15 protein-coding genes are annotated in these 15,318 nt (G+C 39.8%); 9 read left to right on the top strand and 6 right to left on the bottom strand.

Annotation, left to right across the window (positions count from 1 at the left end; all coding sequences use genetic code 11):
• The first annotated feature begins 170 nt into the window (after positions 1-170).
• Positions 171-2,219, top strand: a complete 2,049-nt coding sequence (locus HMPREF0013_RS21590) for a M13 family metallopeptidase (RefSeq protein WP_002116375.1) — start codon at positions 171-173, stop codon at positions 2,217-2,219.
• A 42-nt stretch (positions 2,220-2,261) separates the two neighbouring features.
• Here HMPREF0013_RS21590 and HMPREF0013_RS21585 read toward each other — a convergent pair whose 3' ends face one another.
• Complete coding sequence (locus tag HMPREF0013_RS21585) at positions 2,262-3,011, bottom strand: DUF4850 domain-containing protein (RefSeq protein WP_002116488.1); 750 nt, start codon at positions 3,009-3,011, stop codon at positions 2,262-2,264.
• Positions 3,012-3,135: 124 nt separating this feature from the next.
• On the opposite strand from HMPREF0013_RS21585, the gene HMPREF0013_RS21580 reads away from it, so the two are divergent.
• Positions 3,136-4,200 (top strand): DUF1176 domain-containing protein, encoded by a 1,065-nt coding sequence (locus HMPREF0013_RS21580; RefSeq protein WP_005804671.1) that lies wholly within the window; start codon positions 3,136-3,138, stop codon positions 4,198-4,200.
• A gap of 83 nt (positions 4,201-4,283) precedes the next feature.
• On the top strand, positions 4,284-4,802 hold the full coding sequence (locus tag HMPREF0013_RS21575) for a hypothetical protein (RefSeq protein WP_002116443.1): 519 nt from the start codon (positions 4,284-4,286) through the stop codon (positions 4,800-4,802).
• A 78-nt stretch (positions 4,803-4,880) separates the two neighbouring features.
• Here the strand turns inward: HMPREF0013_RS21575 and HMPREF0013_RS21570 are convergent, their stop codons facing one another.
• The 4 genes from HMPREF0013_RS21570 to gatC all read right to left on the bottom strand — a co-directional run bounded on the left by HMPREF0013_RS21570 (position 4,881) and on the right by gatC (position 8,945).
• Positions 4,881-5,459, bottom strand: coding sequence for a DJ-1/PfpI family protein (locus HMPREF0013_RS21570; protein WP_002116141.1), 579 nt, complete (start codon positions 5,457-5,459; stop codon positions 4,881-4,883).
• A 170-nt stretch (positions 5,460-5,629) separates the two neighbouring features.
• Entirely contained in the window at positions 5,630-7,099 is a 1,470-nt protein-coding gene (gene gatB, locus HMPREF0013_RS21565) for an Asp-tRNA(Asn)/Glu-tRNA(Gln) amidotransferase subunit GatB (RefSeq protein ID WP_002116348.1), read from the bottom strand.
• Entirely contained in the window at positions 7,099-8,577 is a 1,479-nt protein-coding gene (gene gatA, locus HMPREF0013_RS21560) for an Asp-tRNA(Asn)/Glu-tRNA(Gln) amidotransferase subunit GatA (RefSeq protein WP_002116210.1), read from the bottom strand. The genes gatB and gatA overlap by 1 nt, the downstream gene beginning before the upstream one ends.
• Positions 8,578-8,630: 53 nt before the next feature.
• Complete coding sequence (gene gatC, locus HMPREF0013_RS21555) at positions 8,631-8,945, bottom strand: Asp-tRNA(Asn)/Glu-tRNA(Gln) amidotransferase subunit GatC (RefSeq protein ID WP_000107699.1); 315 nt, start codon at positions 8,943-8,945, stop codon at positions 8,631-8,633.
• Positions 8,946-9,078: 133 nt separating this feature from the next.
• Between gatC and HMPREF0013_RS21550 the strand changes: the two genes are divergently transcribed.
• The 6 genes from HMPREF0013_RS21550 to HMPREF0013_RS21525 all read left to right on the top strand — a co-directional run bounded on the left by HMPREF0013_RS21550 (position 9,079) and on the right by HMPREF0013_RS21525 (position 13,901).
• Positions 9,079-10,119, top strand: a complete 1,041-nt coding sequence (locus HMPREF0013_RS21550) for a rod shape-determining protein (RefSeq protein ID WP_000601379.1) — start codon at positions 9,079-9,081, stop codon at positions 10,117-10,119.
• Between the two features lie 16 nt (positions 10,120-10,135).
• Positions 10,136-10,993 (top strand): rod shape-determining protein MreC, encoded by an 858-nt coding sequence (gene mreC, locus HMPREF0013_RS21545; protein WP_002116449.1) that lies wholly within the window; start codon positions 10,136-10,138, stop codon positions 10,991-10,993.
• Positions 10,980-11,471, top strand: coding sequence for a rod shape-determining protein MreD (gene mreD / locus HMPREF0013_RS21540; RefSeq protein ID WP_002116279.1), 492 nt, complete (start codon positions 10,980-10,982; stop codon positions 11,469-11,471). The genes mreC and mreD overlap by 14 nt, the downstream gene beginning before the upstream one ends.
• Positions 11,459-12,019, top strand: a complete 561-nt coding sequence (locus HMPREF0013_RS21535) for a Maf-like protein (protein WP_002116203.1) — start codon at positions 11,459-11,461, stop codon at positions 12,017-12,019. Before mreD ends, HMPREF0013_RS21535 begins: the two co-directional genes overlap by 13 nt.
• Positions 12,020-12,133: 114 nt before the next feature.
• Positions 12,134-13,588: a ribonuclease G gene (gene rng, locus HMPREF0013_RS21530; RefSeq protein ID WP_005064412.1), complete on the top strand. Its 1,455-nt coding sequence runs from the start codon at positions 12,134-12,136 to the stop codon at positions 13,586-13,588.
• A 139-nt stretch (positions 13,589-13,727) separates the two neighbouring features.
• The gene (locus HMPREF0013_RS21525; protein WP_002116397.1) at positions 13,728-13,901 is read left to right on the top strand and encodes a PA1571 family protein; all 174 of its coding nucleotides are present in this window, start codon (positions 13,728-13,730) and stop codon (positions 13,899-13,901) included.
• Between the two features lie 29 nt (positions 13,902-13,930).
• On the opposite strand, the gene HMPREF0013_RS21520 is transcribed toward HMPREF0013_RS21525, so the two are convergent.
• Positions 13,931-15,316 (bottom strand): WS/DGAT/MGAT family O-acyltransferase, encoded by a 1,386-nt coding sequence (locus tag HMPREF0013_RS21520; protein ID WP_005064414.1) that lies wholly within the window; start codon positions 15,314-15,316, stop codon positions 13,931-13,933.
• Positions 15,317-15,318 lie beyond the last annotated feature (2 nt).

Below are 15,318 nucleotides of genomic sequence, written 5' to 3'. Positions count from 1 at the left end.
TTTATTATTTTGATTTATATAAAAATATATTTTTGAAAATATTATATTTTCGCGGTATAAAACTTGCTTCTATATTGGTTTTAATTTTGCCATTCGCTTAATTAATAAAAGTCAATCGCTATTAAGTTATTGTTTTTAATTATTAAATATTTAAATGTGAGGTTGAGTCTTTGAAATCTATTTTACTTAAAAGTGCTCTTACGATTGCACTTATGACTTCTGCTAATTTGGTACGTGCGGAATTAGTAACAAATTCTCAAATCAAAAAAATATCAGGTATAGATCAACAATATATTGATTCCTCTATTAATGAAAAGAACGATTTTTATTCACATGTAAATGGTATTTGGTTAAAAAATACTGAAATCCCAGCTGATAAAGCAAGTTGGGGAGCTTTTAATCAGCTCCGTGAGTTATCAATCAGCCAAGTACATGAAATTGTAGAAGAGCTCTCTGGTCAAAAGTGGGTGGATGGTAGTTTAGAGCAAAAAGTAGCTACTCTATATGCTAGCTTTATGGATGAAAAAAGTATTGAGAAGCAAGGTATTAGTCCTCTAAAAAATGAGATAAATCAAATTGATAAATTGAAAAATAAGAATAAAATTGCAATTTTAATGGCACATTTTGCTCGTATTGATGTCAATAGCCCAATCCGTCTAAGCATTGAACAGGATATGAAACAATCTACTGAAATGGTGGCTGGTTTGGAGCAAAGTGGTCTGGGTCTACCTGACCGTGATTATTATTTGAAAGATGATAAAAAATTTATTGAAACTCGTGCACAGTATTTAAAGTATATTGAAAAAACTTTAACACTTGCTGGAGACTCGCAAGCAGCACAACATGCTCAGGAAATTTTAAAACTTGAAACTCAGTTGGCAAAAATACAATGGAGTAATGTACAAAATCGTAATCTTGCAAAACGCTACAATAAATACAAAATCAAAGATTTATATAAACTAACACCTGTATTTGATTGGCAAGGTTATCTAACAGCAACTGAATTAAAAGGAAAAATTGATACTATTCAGGTAAATCAGCCAGACTACTTTCAGGGCTTAAATACAATTATTCAAGATACACCCTTAGATATATGGAAAGCTTATTTTAAATTGCATTTGATAAATAATTTTTCTCCATTACTAAATAGCGCTTTTGTAAATAATAAATTTGATTTTTATAACAAGACACTTCGAGATATTACTGAACAAGAAGCGCGTTGGAAGCGTGGTGTACAGCTTGTTGATAAGGTTCTGGGAGATGGTATTGGCAAACTTTATGTTGAAAAATACTTTCCTGCTGAGAAAAAACAACAGATAGAATTATTGGTACAAAATCTGATTCGTGCTTATGACCAAAGCATTACAGAATTGGACTGGATGAGTCCTGCGACGAAAATACAAGCTCGTAAAAAGCTTTCTCACATGTCAATAAAGATCGGGTATCCAAAAAAGTGGCGTGATTATTCTGGTCTGCACATCGCTAAAAATGATTTAGTTGGAAATATAATTCGTGCAAGTGAGTTTAGATACCAATATGAACTTAATAAATTGGGTAAGCCGGTTGATCGTGATGAATGGTATATGAAACCACAAACGGTGAATGCTTATTACAATCCATCATTGAATGAAATTGTATTTCCAGCAGCGATATTACAACCGCCTTTTTTTAATATAAACGCAGATGATGCAGTGAACTATGGTGGTATAGGTGCTGTGATTGGCCATGAAATTAGTCATGGCTTTGATGATCAGGGTAGTCAGTTTGATGAATTGGGCAATATGAGAAACTGGTGGAATGCTGAAGATCATCAGCATTTTAAAGCTAAAACACAAGCGTTGATTGAACAATATAACCGTTATGAACCGATTGCTGGTTATCATGTTAATGGTGAATTAACATTAGGTGAAAACATTGCAGATAACTCTGGGTTAGCAATTGCCTATAAGGCTTACCAAATTGCACTAGGCGGTAAGCCAGCTCCTGTAATTGATGGACAGACTGGGGAGCAACGTTTTTATATGGGATGGGCTCAAGTTTGGCGTGCGAAAACCCGCGAAGCTCAAGCGATTATCTATTTAAAAACAGATCCTCACTCTCCTGATAAAGTACGTGGCAATGGAGCTTTAATGAATCAAAAACCATTTTATGAGGCTTTTAAAATAAACGAAGATGATCAGATGTATTTACCACCAGAGAAGCGGGTAACTATTTGGTGATTAAGAAAACCCGCGAAAGCGGGTTTTTTTATAAGTATTGGATTAGTGCGTTGCATTATAAAAATTAAGGATAGGGCCAACTAAAGATTGTTGGGATTTATCTAACGTGACTTGAATTTCTTTATAGTTAAACGTGTCTTCATCATAATATTTAGCAATACCATGGGTTTTATTGTTCACTTGTGGAATTTGATAACTAAAAAAAGCCACTTTTTTAGAAGGGTGAACAATATTGATGAGTTTTTTAGGATCTTTAAATCCGCCAAATTCATTTTCCAGACTTTCTTTTAATAGCTGGGGAAAGTAAAGCGTTGCATTGGGTAAGCCACATCCAACGCAAAATGAGGAGTCGTAAAGTTTGATTGCTTGTTTGTGGTCTGGACTCATGACTAGAGCAAAACCAGTTCCATTTGCACCTGCATTTGCCTGCACGTCGTGCCAACTTTTGGGAATAAGTACTAAACCCGTTTCAGGTAATGCAATAAGTTTTAATTGTTTGGCGTGTTGAGCCTCGAGTTTAAAATTAAAATGGCAGCTTTTAGGTGTACAGGTTTCAAAGTCTTTAAGTAAACCATTCTCTGTAGGACTTTGTGCTGTAACACCATAAAAAGGGACTGTAATACCGTTTAAAAATTTTGCCTCTCCTAGAGAATAGAACTGATTATCTGCTTTGCGGGTCGCAGCAGAGTTATAAAATTTGGGGAAATGGGGTGTAAAGCTTTTTACTTCTGCATAAGCAGGTGAAGGTAGACTGCTAAATGCAGTAAATAATAAAAAATTCAGTTTTTTCATTTTTAGAAAGTAATCAATTTAAATTTTATATAAATCTAGCATATTCTTTTAAACTAGACGGTAACTCAAAATTTAACACTATTGTTAACTTCATAATAAAACAGACTTATAGAGATATGAAATAATGAAAAATATGCTTTCAATTTGCTGTTTGGCAGTAATGAGTTCTTATAGTTTTGCTCAAGAAATCAAAGGTATTTCATTTTCACACCAAGAGTGGGAAATCTCGTGTAGCAATACAGGTACATGTAAAGCCGCAGGCTATCAAAGTGAAGAAAATGGTGATAATCCAGCATCACTTTTATTGGTGCGTAAAGCAGGGCCAAAACAACCTGTGCAAGCTGAATTTGCTTTATCAGACTATGAGCAAAGTTTGCCAGCCAACCAGCTTAAAAATACTCATTTTTATATAAATGGCAAAGATTTAGGCGCTGTGACTGTAGATGGTACTGAGTTACCACTTATGGGTAAACTCAACAGCTCGCAAGTCAATGCTGTACTACAGCAATCCAAACAGAAGACTGAAATTGTATTTAAAAATGCACAGCATGAATGGAAAATTTCCGATGCTGGAATGACCGCTGTGTTATTAAAAATGGATGATTTTCAGAAGCGTATTGGGACTGTTGGTGCTTTGGTTAAAAAGGGCAGTGCCAATGAAACTAAAGTACTTATGCCTGAGCCAAAACTACTTGTTAAACGCATTAAAACTACAGTCAAACCTTATTTAACGCTACAACTGAAAAGCAAGCAGTATCAAGCAATACACCGTAGCTTGATGGCAGCAAATCCGAATCCTAAAGAAGACTTTTGTGAAGGAATTTATGGTGGTAATAGTGATGGAGCTGAACCACAAAAAATTGAGCTATATAAACTAACCAATAAGAAAGTTTTGGCGACTACGTTGTGTTGGAGAGGGGCTTATAACGAAGGGTATGGGGCGTGGGTACTCGATGAGTCTTTGACTGGTAAAGCAACGTTTGTGACAGAAACAGCTTCTGATTTCGATAGCGGTATTATTAGTAGTGCTCAAAAAGGAAGAGGCATTGGAGACTGCTGGGCAAGTGAAGAGTGGGTCTGGGATGGCAAGAGTTTTGTACAGACTAAGGATATGTGGACAGGGATGTGCAAAGGCTTGGCAGCAGGTGGGGTGTGGGAGCTGGATCGAATAGAGTCTGTGGTGAAATAGGTATTTTGCGGTTACAGAGTCATAACAGGTAACTTTAGTGACTCTGTGATAAAAAGAACAGATTGTTTATTGGAGCCAGACCTATGTCACATCATCTTTACGCTATTGCTCACCATAAGTTTTTACACCTGAGCCGTTCAATATGTGTGGCTGCTGCTGTGTTGGGGACTACTCAAATTGCGATGGCTGGCCCAACAGTTGATCAGCTCAGTGACTGTTTAGTTAAGGCTACAACGGCTTCAGACAAAACTACTGTACTTCAATGGACATTTACAGCTTTAGCAGCTCATCCCGACTTAAAAGCATTTAGTAATGTAACGCCCGAGCAAAAAGATCAGCTAGACCAAAAACTGGCTCAGGTTTTACAACGTGTGATTGTGGAGCAATGTTCTGCTCAGACCAAAGCTGTAATTCAAGCAGAAGGTGTGAAGGCTGTTGGGGAGGCATTTCAACAGTTAGGTCAAAGTGCGGGTGAAGATATTGTTAAGGACCCAGCTGTTAAACAGCAGTTGCAGGGCACATTACGCTATATTGATTTAAATAAATTAGTGACGACGTTTTTAACACCAGAAATTTGGAATAAGTTGGGAATTACAAGATAAAAATCTAGTTTTCTATTTTAGTAATAAAGCCTGTGATCTAAATGCAGGCTTTATGGTATTTAGTATAAAGAGATCTCTTTAGATCGTAATTGTAGCCCCTAAAACTTTCACAAATTGAGCTAACCAAGCTGGATGTGCCGGCCAAGCTGGGGCAGTCACTAAATGACCATCTGTAACGGCTTCAGTCACAGCAATATCTGCATATTGCCCACCTGCCAATTTTACTTCGGCCGCACATGCTGGATAAGCCGAGCAGAGACGATCTTGTAATACATCTGCCGCTGCGAGTAACTGAGCACCGTGGCATACAGCTGCAATTGGTTTTTTCACTCTATCGAATTCACGTACAATTTCGATAACACGATCATTCATACGCAAATACTCTGGTGCACGACCACCCGGAATAACTAGACCTACATAATCTTCGGTATTAACGGCATCAAAATCATAGTTAATCGCAAAGTTGTGGCCACGTTTTTCGCTATAAGTTTGTTCGCCTTCAAAATCATGAATAGCCGTTGCAATATGGTCGCCGTTCTTTTTATTTGGGCAAACAGCATGCACGGTATAACCTAAACCAGTTAAAAACTGAAAAGGAACCATAGTTTCATAGTCTTCGGCATAGTCACCGACTAACATTAAAATCTTTTTAGACATGATTTATCTCTCTTTTTAAAATATAAGTGATTTCAATTTTTAATTTAAATTAGCATAATCACTGAGTAATTCTTTAGAAAAAAGCCCATTCTTTAGTCGAAGTGTATCTTGTAGGTTATATAAAAAAGCCCCGATAAATCGAGGCTTTTTTGTTGAGTTAGCTAATGGAATTAACCAATCAATTTTTTCATTAATTCATTGACTTGAGCAGGGTTAGCCTTACCCTTAGAAGCTTTCATGACTTGACCAACAAGACCGTTAAAGGCTTTTTCTTTACCAGATTTGTATTCTTCAACCATTTTTTCATTGGCTGCAAGGACTTCTTTAATAATCGCTTCAATTGCGCCAGTGTCGGTTTCTTGCTTTAAACCTTTTTCAGCAATGATGTCATCGGCAGATTTACCTTCCGATTCCCACATAAAGCCAAAGACTTGTTTAGCAATCTTACCGCTAATGGTGTTGTCAATAATGCGTGCAATCATGCCGCCAAGTTGTTCAGCAGAAACAGGAGAGTCTGCTAAGTCTAGGCCAGCTTTGTTTAACGCACCTGAGAATTCACCCATTACCCAGTTTGCTGATACTTTACCTTGCTTCGCACCGCCAGCAGCAGCCACAACAGCTTCATAGAAGTCTGCCATTTCGCGTGAGAGCGTAAGTACGTGAGCATCGTACTCAGTTACACCAAAGTCTGCGATAAAGCGCGCACGGCGAGCAGCAGGGAGCTCTGGAAGTGCAGCGCGAGCAGCTTCAATTTGCTCATCAGCAATAATCACAGGTAACAAGTCTGGATCTGGGAAGTAGCGGTAGTCATTCGCTTCTTCTTTAGAACGCATAGAGCGCGTCTCCATTTTGTTCGGATCAAACAAACGAGTTTCTTGGTCGATACTTCCGCCGTATTCCAAAATTTCCATTTGGCGTTCAATTTCAACATTGATCGCTTGCTCAATGAAACGGAATGAATTGAGGTTTTTAAGTTCACAGCGCGTACCAAAAGGTTGGCCCGGACGGCGTAAAGATACGTTACAGTCCGCACGGAATGAACCTTCTGCCATGTTACCGTCAGAAATACCTAACCAACGTACTAATGTGTGAATTGCTTTGATATAAGCAACTGCTTCTTCAACCGAACGCATGTCGGGCTCAGAAACGATTTCAAGTAAAGGTGTACCAGCACGGTTTAAGTCAATGCCAGACATACCTTCAAATTGGTCATGTACAGATTTACCCGCATCTTCTTCAAGGTGAGCACGAGTTACGCCAATGCGTTTTGTTGTGCCATCTTCAAGCTGGATATCAATGTGGCCTAAGCCAACAATTGGGTTATCCATTTGGCTAATTTGGTAGCCTTTTGGCGAGTCAGGGTAGAAGTAGTTTTTACGTGCAAACACAGATGCTTGGTCGATGTATGCATCAATACCCAAACCAAAGCGGATAGCAAGATCAACCACTTTTTCATTCAAAACAGGGAGTACACCCGGCATAGCCAAGTCGACAAGGCTCGCTTGTGTGTTTGGGTCTTGACCAAATTCAGTTGATGAACCAGAGAAAATTTTAGAATTGGTTGCAAGCTGAGTGTGAATCTCGATACCAATAACGACTTCCCAACCGTCAATCAATTTCAACTTTTGAGCTTCAGCCATTATGCATTCTCCTCAGCAATTGCCGCACGTTGAGTATGGAAATCGGTGTTTTGTTGGTATTGATGGACAATCGACAATAATTGTGATTCTGACCAATAGTTACCAATCAACTGTAAGCCAACAGGCAAGCTATCTTTATCAAAACCAACAGGAGCATTAATCGCTGGTAAGCCTGCCAAGTTCACTGCAAGTGTATAGATATCGCCTAAATACATTTCAGTTGGGCTTAAGTTCGCACCAATTTTATATGCAGTTGTTGGCGCAGCAGGAGCAGCAATCACATCTACATTTTCAAATGCTTTTAAGAAGTCTTGTTGAATTAAACGACGTACTTTTTGTGCTTTCACATAGTAAGCATCGTAATAACCCGCAGAAAGCGCATAAGTACCAATGAGAATACGACGTTGAACTTCTGGACCAAAACCTTCTGAACGAGAGCGTTTGTAAAGATCCATCAAATCAGCAGGGTTTTCACAGCGGTAGCCGTAACGAACACCATCGTAACGTGACAAGTTAGAAGATGCTTCTGCTGGCGCGATGAGGTAATACGTTGGAACATAGGCTTCAGTCATGTTGAGGTCGATCTCAACAAGTGTTGCACCCATTTCTTCAAGCTTTTTCAAAGACTCTTCAACACGTGCTTTTACGTCAGCATCTAAACCTGCAACGTTAAAGTACTGTTTAGGAATACCAATGCGTAAACCTTTTACAGGTGTGCCATTTAAATTTGCAACGTAGTCATCAACTTCCTTTTTAACCGAAGTTGAGTCTTTTGCATCGTGACCTGCAATTACATTCATGAGGTAGGCACAGTCTTCAGCAGAGCGTGCCATTGGCCCCGCTTGGTCTAAAGATGATGCATAAGCAATGATGCCGAAACGAGATACACGACCATAGGTTGGTTTTAAGCCTGTTAAACCGCAGAATGACGCAGGTTGGCGAATTGAGCCGCCTGTATCAGTACCTGTAGCAAAAGGTGCTAAATCAGCCGCTACAGCCGCAGCAGAACCACCTGATGAGCCACCAGGAACGTGGTCGAGTGCCCATGGGTTACTTGTTGCACCAACATACGAGCTTTCTGAAGTTGAACCCATTGCAAACTCGTCCATGTTCACTTTACCTAAAGTGACAAGACCTGCTGCTTTAGTTTTTTCAACAACAGTTGCGTCGTATGGAGAGATGAAGTTGTCTAGTATTTTTGAACCGGCAGTCGTTTTAATGCCTTTGGTACAAAAGATATCTTTATGAGCAAGAGGAATACCCGTTAAAGCGGTTGCATTACCTGCTTTTAATGCAGCATCGGCAGCGTCAGCTTCGGCAAGCGCTTGCTCAGGCGTAACCGTCACATAGCTTTTTACCAGTGGGTCAATTTTAGCAATACGTTGCAAATAATGTTCAGTCAGTTCGCGAGATGAAAACTTCGCTTGGCTTAAGCCCTCAGCAAGTTCACGAATTGATAAGCGATGTAAATCAGTCATGAGTAAAATTTCTTTACATTCAAAAGAGGGAAGATGGGTTAATTGAGTAAAAGTTATTCAATCACGCGAGGAACAAGATACAAACCATCTTGAGTTGCAGGCGCAACTGCTTGGTATTCATCTCGATGATTGCTTTCAGTTACCACATCAGCACGTAAAGGTTGAGGATTGTCAAAAGGACTTTTCAAAGGTTCTACGCCTTCCGTATCAATGCCTTTTAAGGTTTCCATCATGCCTAAAATTTTATTTAGACTTTGAGCATATTCAGCAGATTGCGTATCATTGAGCGACAATCGAGCAAGATTGGCGATTGCTGAAACTGTTTGTGCATTTAAATCTGCTGAATGCTGTGCATCCGATGTAGACATAACATCACCTAATCAGTATTAAAAATTTTCAAAATATCGTGCGTTATAATAAGCGATTGACTTGTTCAAATCATCACATTTAGTTTAAAGTTGCCACCTTGCATCCACATGAAAGTTTAACTGAGAACGAACCGTGATTCTAAAACGACTAATTGGCTTGTTTTCGCCGGATCTAGCCATTGATTTAGGTACAGCAAATACACTTATTTATGCACCAGGCCGCGGCATTATATTAAATGAACCAACAGTTGTGGCAATTCGTCACAGTGGTTCACAAAAAATTGTTGCTGCTGTAGGTCTAGATGCTAAGCAAATGCTGGGCCGTACGCCTGCGAATATTTCTGCAATTCGTCCAATGAAAGACGGTGTAATTGCGGATTTTGAAGTGACTGAAACCATGTTGAATCAGTTTATTGGTAAAGTTCACGAAAAACGTTTGTTCCCACCTGCACCTCGTGTAGTTGTATGTGTACCATGTAAATCAACTTTGGTCGAGCGTCGTGCGATTCGCGAAGCAGTATTTAATGCTGGTGCCCGTGATGTTCGTTTGATTGAAGAGCCTATGGCAGCAGCAATTGGCGCAGGTATGCCAGTTGAACAAGCATGTGGTTCTATGGTTGTGGATGTTGGTGGCGGTACAACAGAAATTGCAATTATTTCATTGCAAGGTTGTGTCTATGCTGACTCTTTACGCATCGGCGGCGATGTTTTTGATGAGCAAATCATCAATTATGTTCGTAAAGCTCACGGTTGTGTGATTGGTGAAACCACTGCTGAAATTATTAAAAAAGAAGTAGGTATGGCTGTTTCTGATGGTACAACATTAGAAATCGAAGTACGTGGCCGTAACCTTGCAGAAGGTGTGCCTCGTGCAATTACCGTAACTTCTGACGAAATTACTCAAGCCATTTCTGATCCGTTACAAAGCATTGTAAGCGCTGTGAAATCTGCTCTTGAGCAAACTCCTCCTGAACTTTCTTCTGATATTGCTGAGCGCGGTATTGTGTTGACAGGTGGTGGTGCGCTACTTCGTAACCTTGACAAGTTATTGGCTCAAGAAACTGGTTTACCAGTCGTTGTTGCTGAAGATCCTCTTACTTGCGTAACCCGTGGTGGTGGTAAAGTATTAGAATTCTTCGACAACCCGAACCATGACATGCTTTTCGTCGGTTAAGTTTAAGGATTAGGCGGTGCAACCGAATATTTTTTCAAGACAGCCGCCATCTTTCCGCTCGTTCATTATTGCGGTCATTACATGTTTGGTTGTGCTGTTCTTTGATTGGCGCATGCCTTATGTAATTCAGCCAGCAAGGGATGTCTTGTACGCTGCATATAACCCAATTTATGCATTGGCTAGTTATCCGGTACTGTCGAGAGAATGGCTGAATCAACAAACAAAATCTGAAGCACAACTGCGTCGTGAAAATACCGCGATGCAGGCTGAGCTTTTACAAGCTCAAGTCCGCTTACAGAAGCTTTCTGAACTGTCAGCTGAAAATACCCGTTTACGAGGCCTTCTTGATACACCGTTAATTATTGATGGTCGTATGGAAATTGCCGAAGTGATTGGGACAGATGCAGACCCATTACGCCATATCATCATTATTAACCGAGGCTCTACGGACCATCTAAAGGTCGGTCAAACGGTTCTGGATGATAAGGGGATTATGGGGCAGATTATTAATGTATATCCTCATAGCTCACGCGTGATGTTGTTATCAGATAAAGAACATTCACTGTCGGTACGTCTTGAACGTACAGGAATGCGGGCGATTGTTTCTGGTACAGGTGATTTGGGCCGTTTAAAAATGGAATATGTCCCGACCAGTGCGAATATTCAGGTGGGTGATAAAGTGTTTAGCTCAGGCTTGGGTGAACATTTCCCAGCAGGTTACGCAGTGGGTACAGTGGCCAAAATAAAACGCCATAATTCAGGTGAGTTTGCTGAAATTGATGTAACACCATCAGCACAATTAGCAACAGGCCATCATGTAGTTGTACTTTTCTCTGAATCATTAGCGAAGGAGCAGCCGTATGCCGATCGCTAAACTTAAACGAGAAAAGCGTAAAGACCCATTATGGGGAATTATTCTCTCCGTTATTGTGGGTTCTGTACTCATGGTTTATCCGCTATCTTATGATATTTCAGGATGGCGGCCACTATTCATGTTAATGATTATGCTATTTTGGGTAGTATGTCAGCCAACATGGTGTGGGGTCTGGTTTGCATTTGGGATGGGGATTTTTACAGACTTACTGCTTGATGCGCCTTTAGGGCTAAATGCCTTAAGTTTTGTAATTGTGACTTTTCTTACCCGTTTTTTAATTCGGGAACGCCGTATTTTAACTTTTGTTAATTTATGGACGATAGCAACGCTGGTCATTATTGCCCATTTAGCATTTATGTGGGTAACACAGACGATGGGTGGAATTCATTTTTCGATTGCTAGACATTGGCAACCTTTGATGACAAGTATCATCACGTGGCCAGTCGTCTATTATTGTTTGGCAAAATGGCGCATATAGTTTTAGCATCTAGCTCTCCTCGTCGGAAGGAGCTCTTACAACAGCTAGGCTTAGATTTTGAAATCTATAGTCCTGACATTGATGAGTCTGTTCATGAAAATGAGCTGGTTCATCATTATGTTGAACGATTGGCTAGAGAAAAAGCTCAAACTGTATTGAAGCTTTTTCCAGAAGCAATTGTTATTGCTGCCGATACAAGTCTGGGACTTGATGGTCAAATTATTGGTAAGCCTGAATCGAAAAATCATGCTTTTGAAATCTGGAAAAAATTATCTGGACGTTGGCATGATGTGTTTTCTGGACTGTGCGTTGCGACTCAACAACAGATGTTAAGTCAGGTAGTGCAAACACAAGTTGAGTTTCAGCACCTGACTACACAGGATATGGAAGATTATTGGACCACTGGTGAGCCTGTTGGAAAAGCGGGTGGATATGCAATTCAAGGAATTGCCTCGCAATATATTCCCCAAATTCAAGGAAGTTATAGTAATGTGGTAGGACTTCCTTTATACGAATTTGCACAGTTATTCAAAAGAGTAAAGACATAAGGGGTTGTTATCATTCTTCATTGAATAGCATTGTCGATGAACACTAGACAACGTTAAAGTTAACAGCTTCTCTGACTCTTTAATAAAAAATTTTATAATGCTTTGAGTTTATGTATGTCAGAAGAACTACTTATTAATGTCACGCCTATGGAGTGTCGGGTGGCATTAATCGAAAATGGAACTGTTAATGAACTGTATGTCGAGCGTACAGTTAAACGCGGTCTAGTCGGCAATATCTACAAGGGTAAAGTTGTACGAGTGCTTCCGGGCATGCAAGCTGCCTTTGTTGATATTGGTTTGTCTCGAACAGCCTTTTTACATATCAATGATATGGTTTGGCCTCGTTCGCAGCCTACCCCAAATGTCTTTGAGCTATTACATCCTGGGCAAACCCTTACTGTCCAAGTAATGAAAGATATGTTGGGCACAAAAGGTGCACGTCTAAGTACAGATCTTTCAATCCCTTCTCGCTATTTGGTTTTAATGCCGTATGGTAACCATATTGGTGTTTCGCAGCGTATTGAGTCTGAAGAAGAGCGAGATCGACTGCGTAATATTATTGAAGGTATTCAATCTGAGCATAATTTACCCGGTAGCGTGATTGTCCGTACGGCTGCAGAAGGTGTGGATGAGGCAGAAATTGCACAGGACATGTGCTATCTGAGCAAATTGTGGGAGTACATTCAGCGTAAACAGACCGACGTTGCTGTTCCTTCTTTAATTTTTGAAGAACTTCCATTACCTCAACGTATTATTCGCGACTTAGCAAGCGAAGAAACCGCAAAGATTTATGTAGATTCGCGAGAGATTCATGCAAAACTGCTTGAGTTTGTAGATGAGTTTGTCCCGAATATGAAGAGTCGTCTCATTCATTATCCGGGCGAGCGACCACTATTTGATCTTTATAATGTTGAAGAAGATATTCAAAAAGCCTTACAAACTCGCGTAGCTTTGAAGTCGGGCGGTTATCTGATGATCGACCAGACTGAAGCCATGACAACGATTGACGTTAATACAGGTTCATATGTAGGTGGTCGTAGTCTTGAAGACACGGTTTTTAAAACTAATATGGAGGCGACTCAAGTTATCGCGCGTCAACTTAGACTGCGTAATTTGGGGGGGATTCTCATTATTGATTTTATTGACATGCAAGAAGCAACTCACCGTGAAGAGGTGATGCGTCAGTTCGAGAAAATGCTTGAGCGAGATCACGCGAAGACCAAAATTACTCAAGTGTCAGAACTTGGTCTGGTCGAAATGACGCGTAAACGAACTCGTGAATCATTAGAACACTTGTTATGTGAATCATGTCCAACATGTCAAGGACGTGGTTTTGTCAAAACAGCGGAGACAGTGTGTTACGAAATATTTCGTGAGATATTGCGTTATACCCGTGCATTTGAGTCAACGAGTGGCTTTACTGTTGTTGCGCATCCTTCTGTGATTGACCGATTATTAACAGCAGAAGCACCAGCAGTAGCCGATTTAGAGCATTTTATTAACCGTGTTATTAAATTTCAGGTCGAAAATTTATATACGCAAGAGCAATACGATATCATTTTAAGTTAAAGTTGTAACAAGATATCGCTTAATCCTTGTTACAACTGAAATTTTACTTTCATTCATGAATTTTAAATACTACTTACATACAGTAGCCCTAGACGTTCTCCCTATTAAACGTCTTAGCAAACAATAAGAGGTATAACCCATGAATGTAAGTGAAAACTTAATTAGCAACGGTCTTAAACATGTTTTAGAAAGCACGCCAGTAAATAGCTGCTATATGTTGAATGACCAAGGTAAAGAAGTACCAATCACAACTGCTATGATTCGTTCAGTATGTCATCAGTTGCTTAACCAGTGCCGCACAATCAAAAAATAAGGGGCCAATTCAAAGCCCCTTAACTTTTTTTAACTTGCTGAATGATGTTTCAGTTGTTTCTCTGCAATAATTTCTTCAAAACGTTGAATCTCATCTTCTAAATGAGTCAAAAGGTTTTGCATTTTTGGCAAAGCATTTCGACAAGCTGTTAAGCCAACTTCAAGCTTATCTAAATAACTAGTCATGGTAATGTTTAGAGCTTGTCCATCCATGACAATCGAAGCAGGGTAGAGTGCATCTAATTTCGCGCCATTCCAATAAAGCGGTTCACGTGGTCCTGGTACATTGGAAATCACTAAATTGAACGCCTGACGCTTAGGAAGCATTCCTGACATGATGTTTAATCCTGCCGGACCATAAACAACCGCACTATAGTTTAAAATTTCATTCGCAGTCATACGGCTAAAGCGTTGCTTTGAATTCTGCATGCTGCGACGAATGATTTCTAGGCGTTCTAACGGTTGATCTTTATGCGTCCCTAAATTTGCCAAAATCATAGTAATCCGGTTACTCATGTCAGAATCATCTGTACGTAATGAAGCTGGAACCATGGCAATAAGTGGCTTTTTAGGTAAGCTGTTTTGGCTAATCAAATATTCACGTAAAGCGCCTGAACATACAGCTAGGACAACATCATTAATCGTCACGCCTAATGCTTTTGAAATTTTTCTAAGGCGGCTTAATTCAAATGATTGGGCCGCAAAACGACGTGAAGCACTGACTCTTTGGTTCAAAATAGAAACTGGTGCCTGAAAAGTAGAAACATAATCAGGATTTTTACCCATTTCCTTGAATATTGTTTGAGATAGCTCGTGCATGACTTTTGGAGCTATGTCGAGTTGAGACTTAATACCGCCTAAAATACTTTTAATTTTACTAGTACTTGGAGTTGGTACTTTTAGACGCTTAGCTCTTTTGCTCTCAACACACCATAAAGGGACAACATGTTTCTCTTCTGGTGTTTTTGATAGAGATTTCTCGATCAAACGCATACCCGCAACGCCGTCGACCATCGCATGATGGATTTTAAAATACATGGCAAAACGATTGCCTTCGATTCCTTCAATAATGTCACAAGTCCAAAGTGGCTTTGCACGATCAATTAGAGAGCTATGCTGCTGTGAAATATACACCAGAAGTTCACGAATACGGCCAGGATGAGGCAAAGCAATGTGGCGAAAGTGATGATCGATATCGAATTCTTCATCTTCATCCCAAAACAGACCACTTAAGCGGTTATTGAAGGGCGGAATAGGAATGCTCTTTGAGCGTTTAATATCTTCTACTAAATCATGTACAAAGGTTTCTGGTGCATTTTCAGGAATTTCAAATAAAAATAATCCACCGACATGCATGGGTTGCTGTCTTTTTTCAAGTGACAGAAAAATGAAATCAATTGGGTGTAATGGACGCATAA

The organism is Acinetobacter sp. SH024 (assembly GCF_000163635.1).
Lineage (GTDB): Bacteria > Pseudomonadota > Gammaproteobacteria > Pseudomonadales > Moraxellaceae > Acinetobacter > Acinetobacter pittii.
Note: the sequence above shows the minus strand (reverse complement) of the source record. Positions and strands in the feature narration are given on the sequence as shown.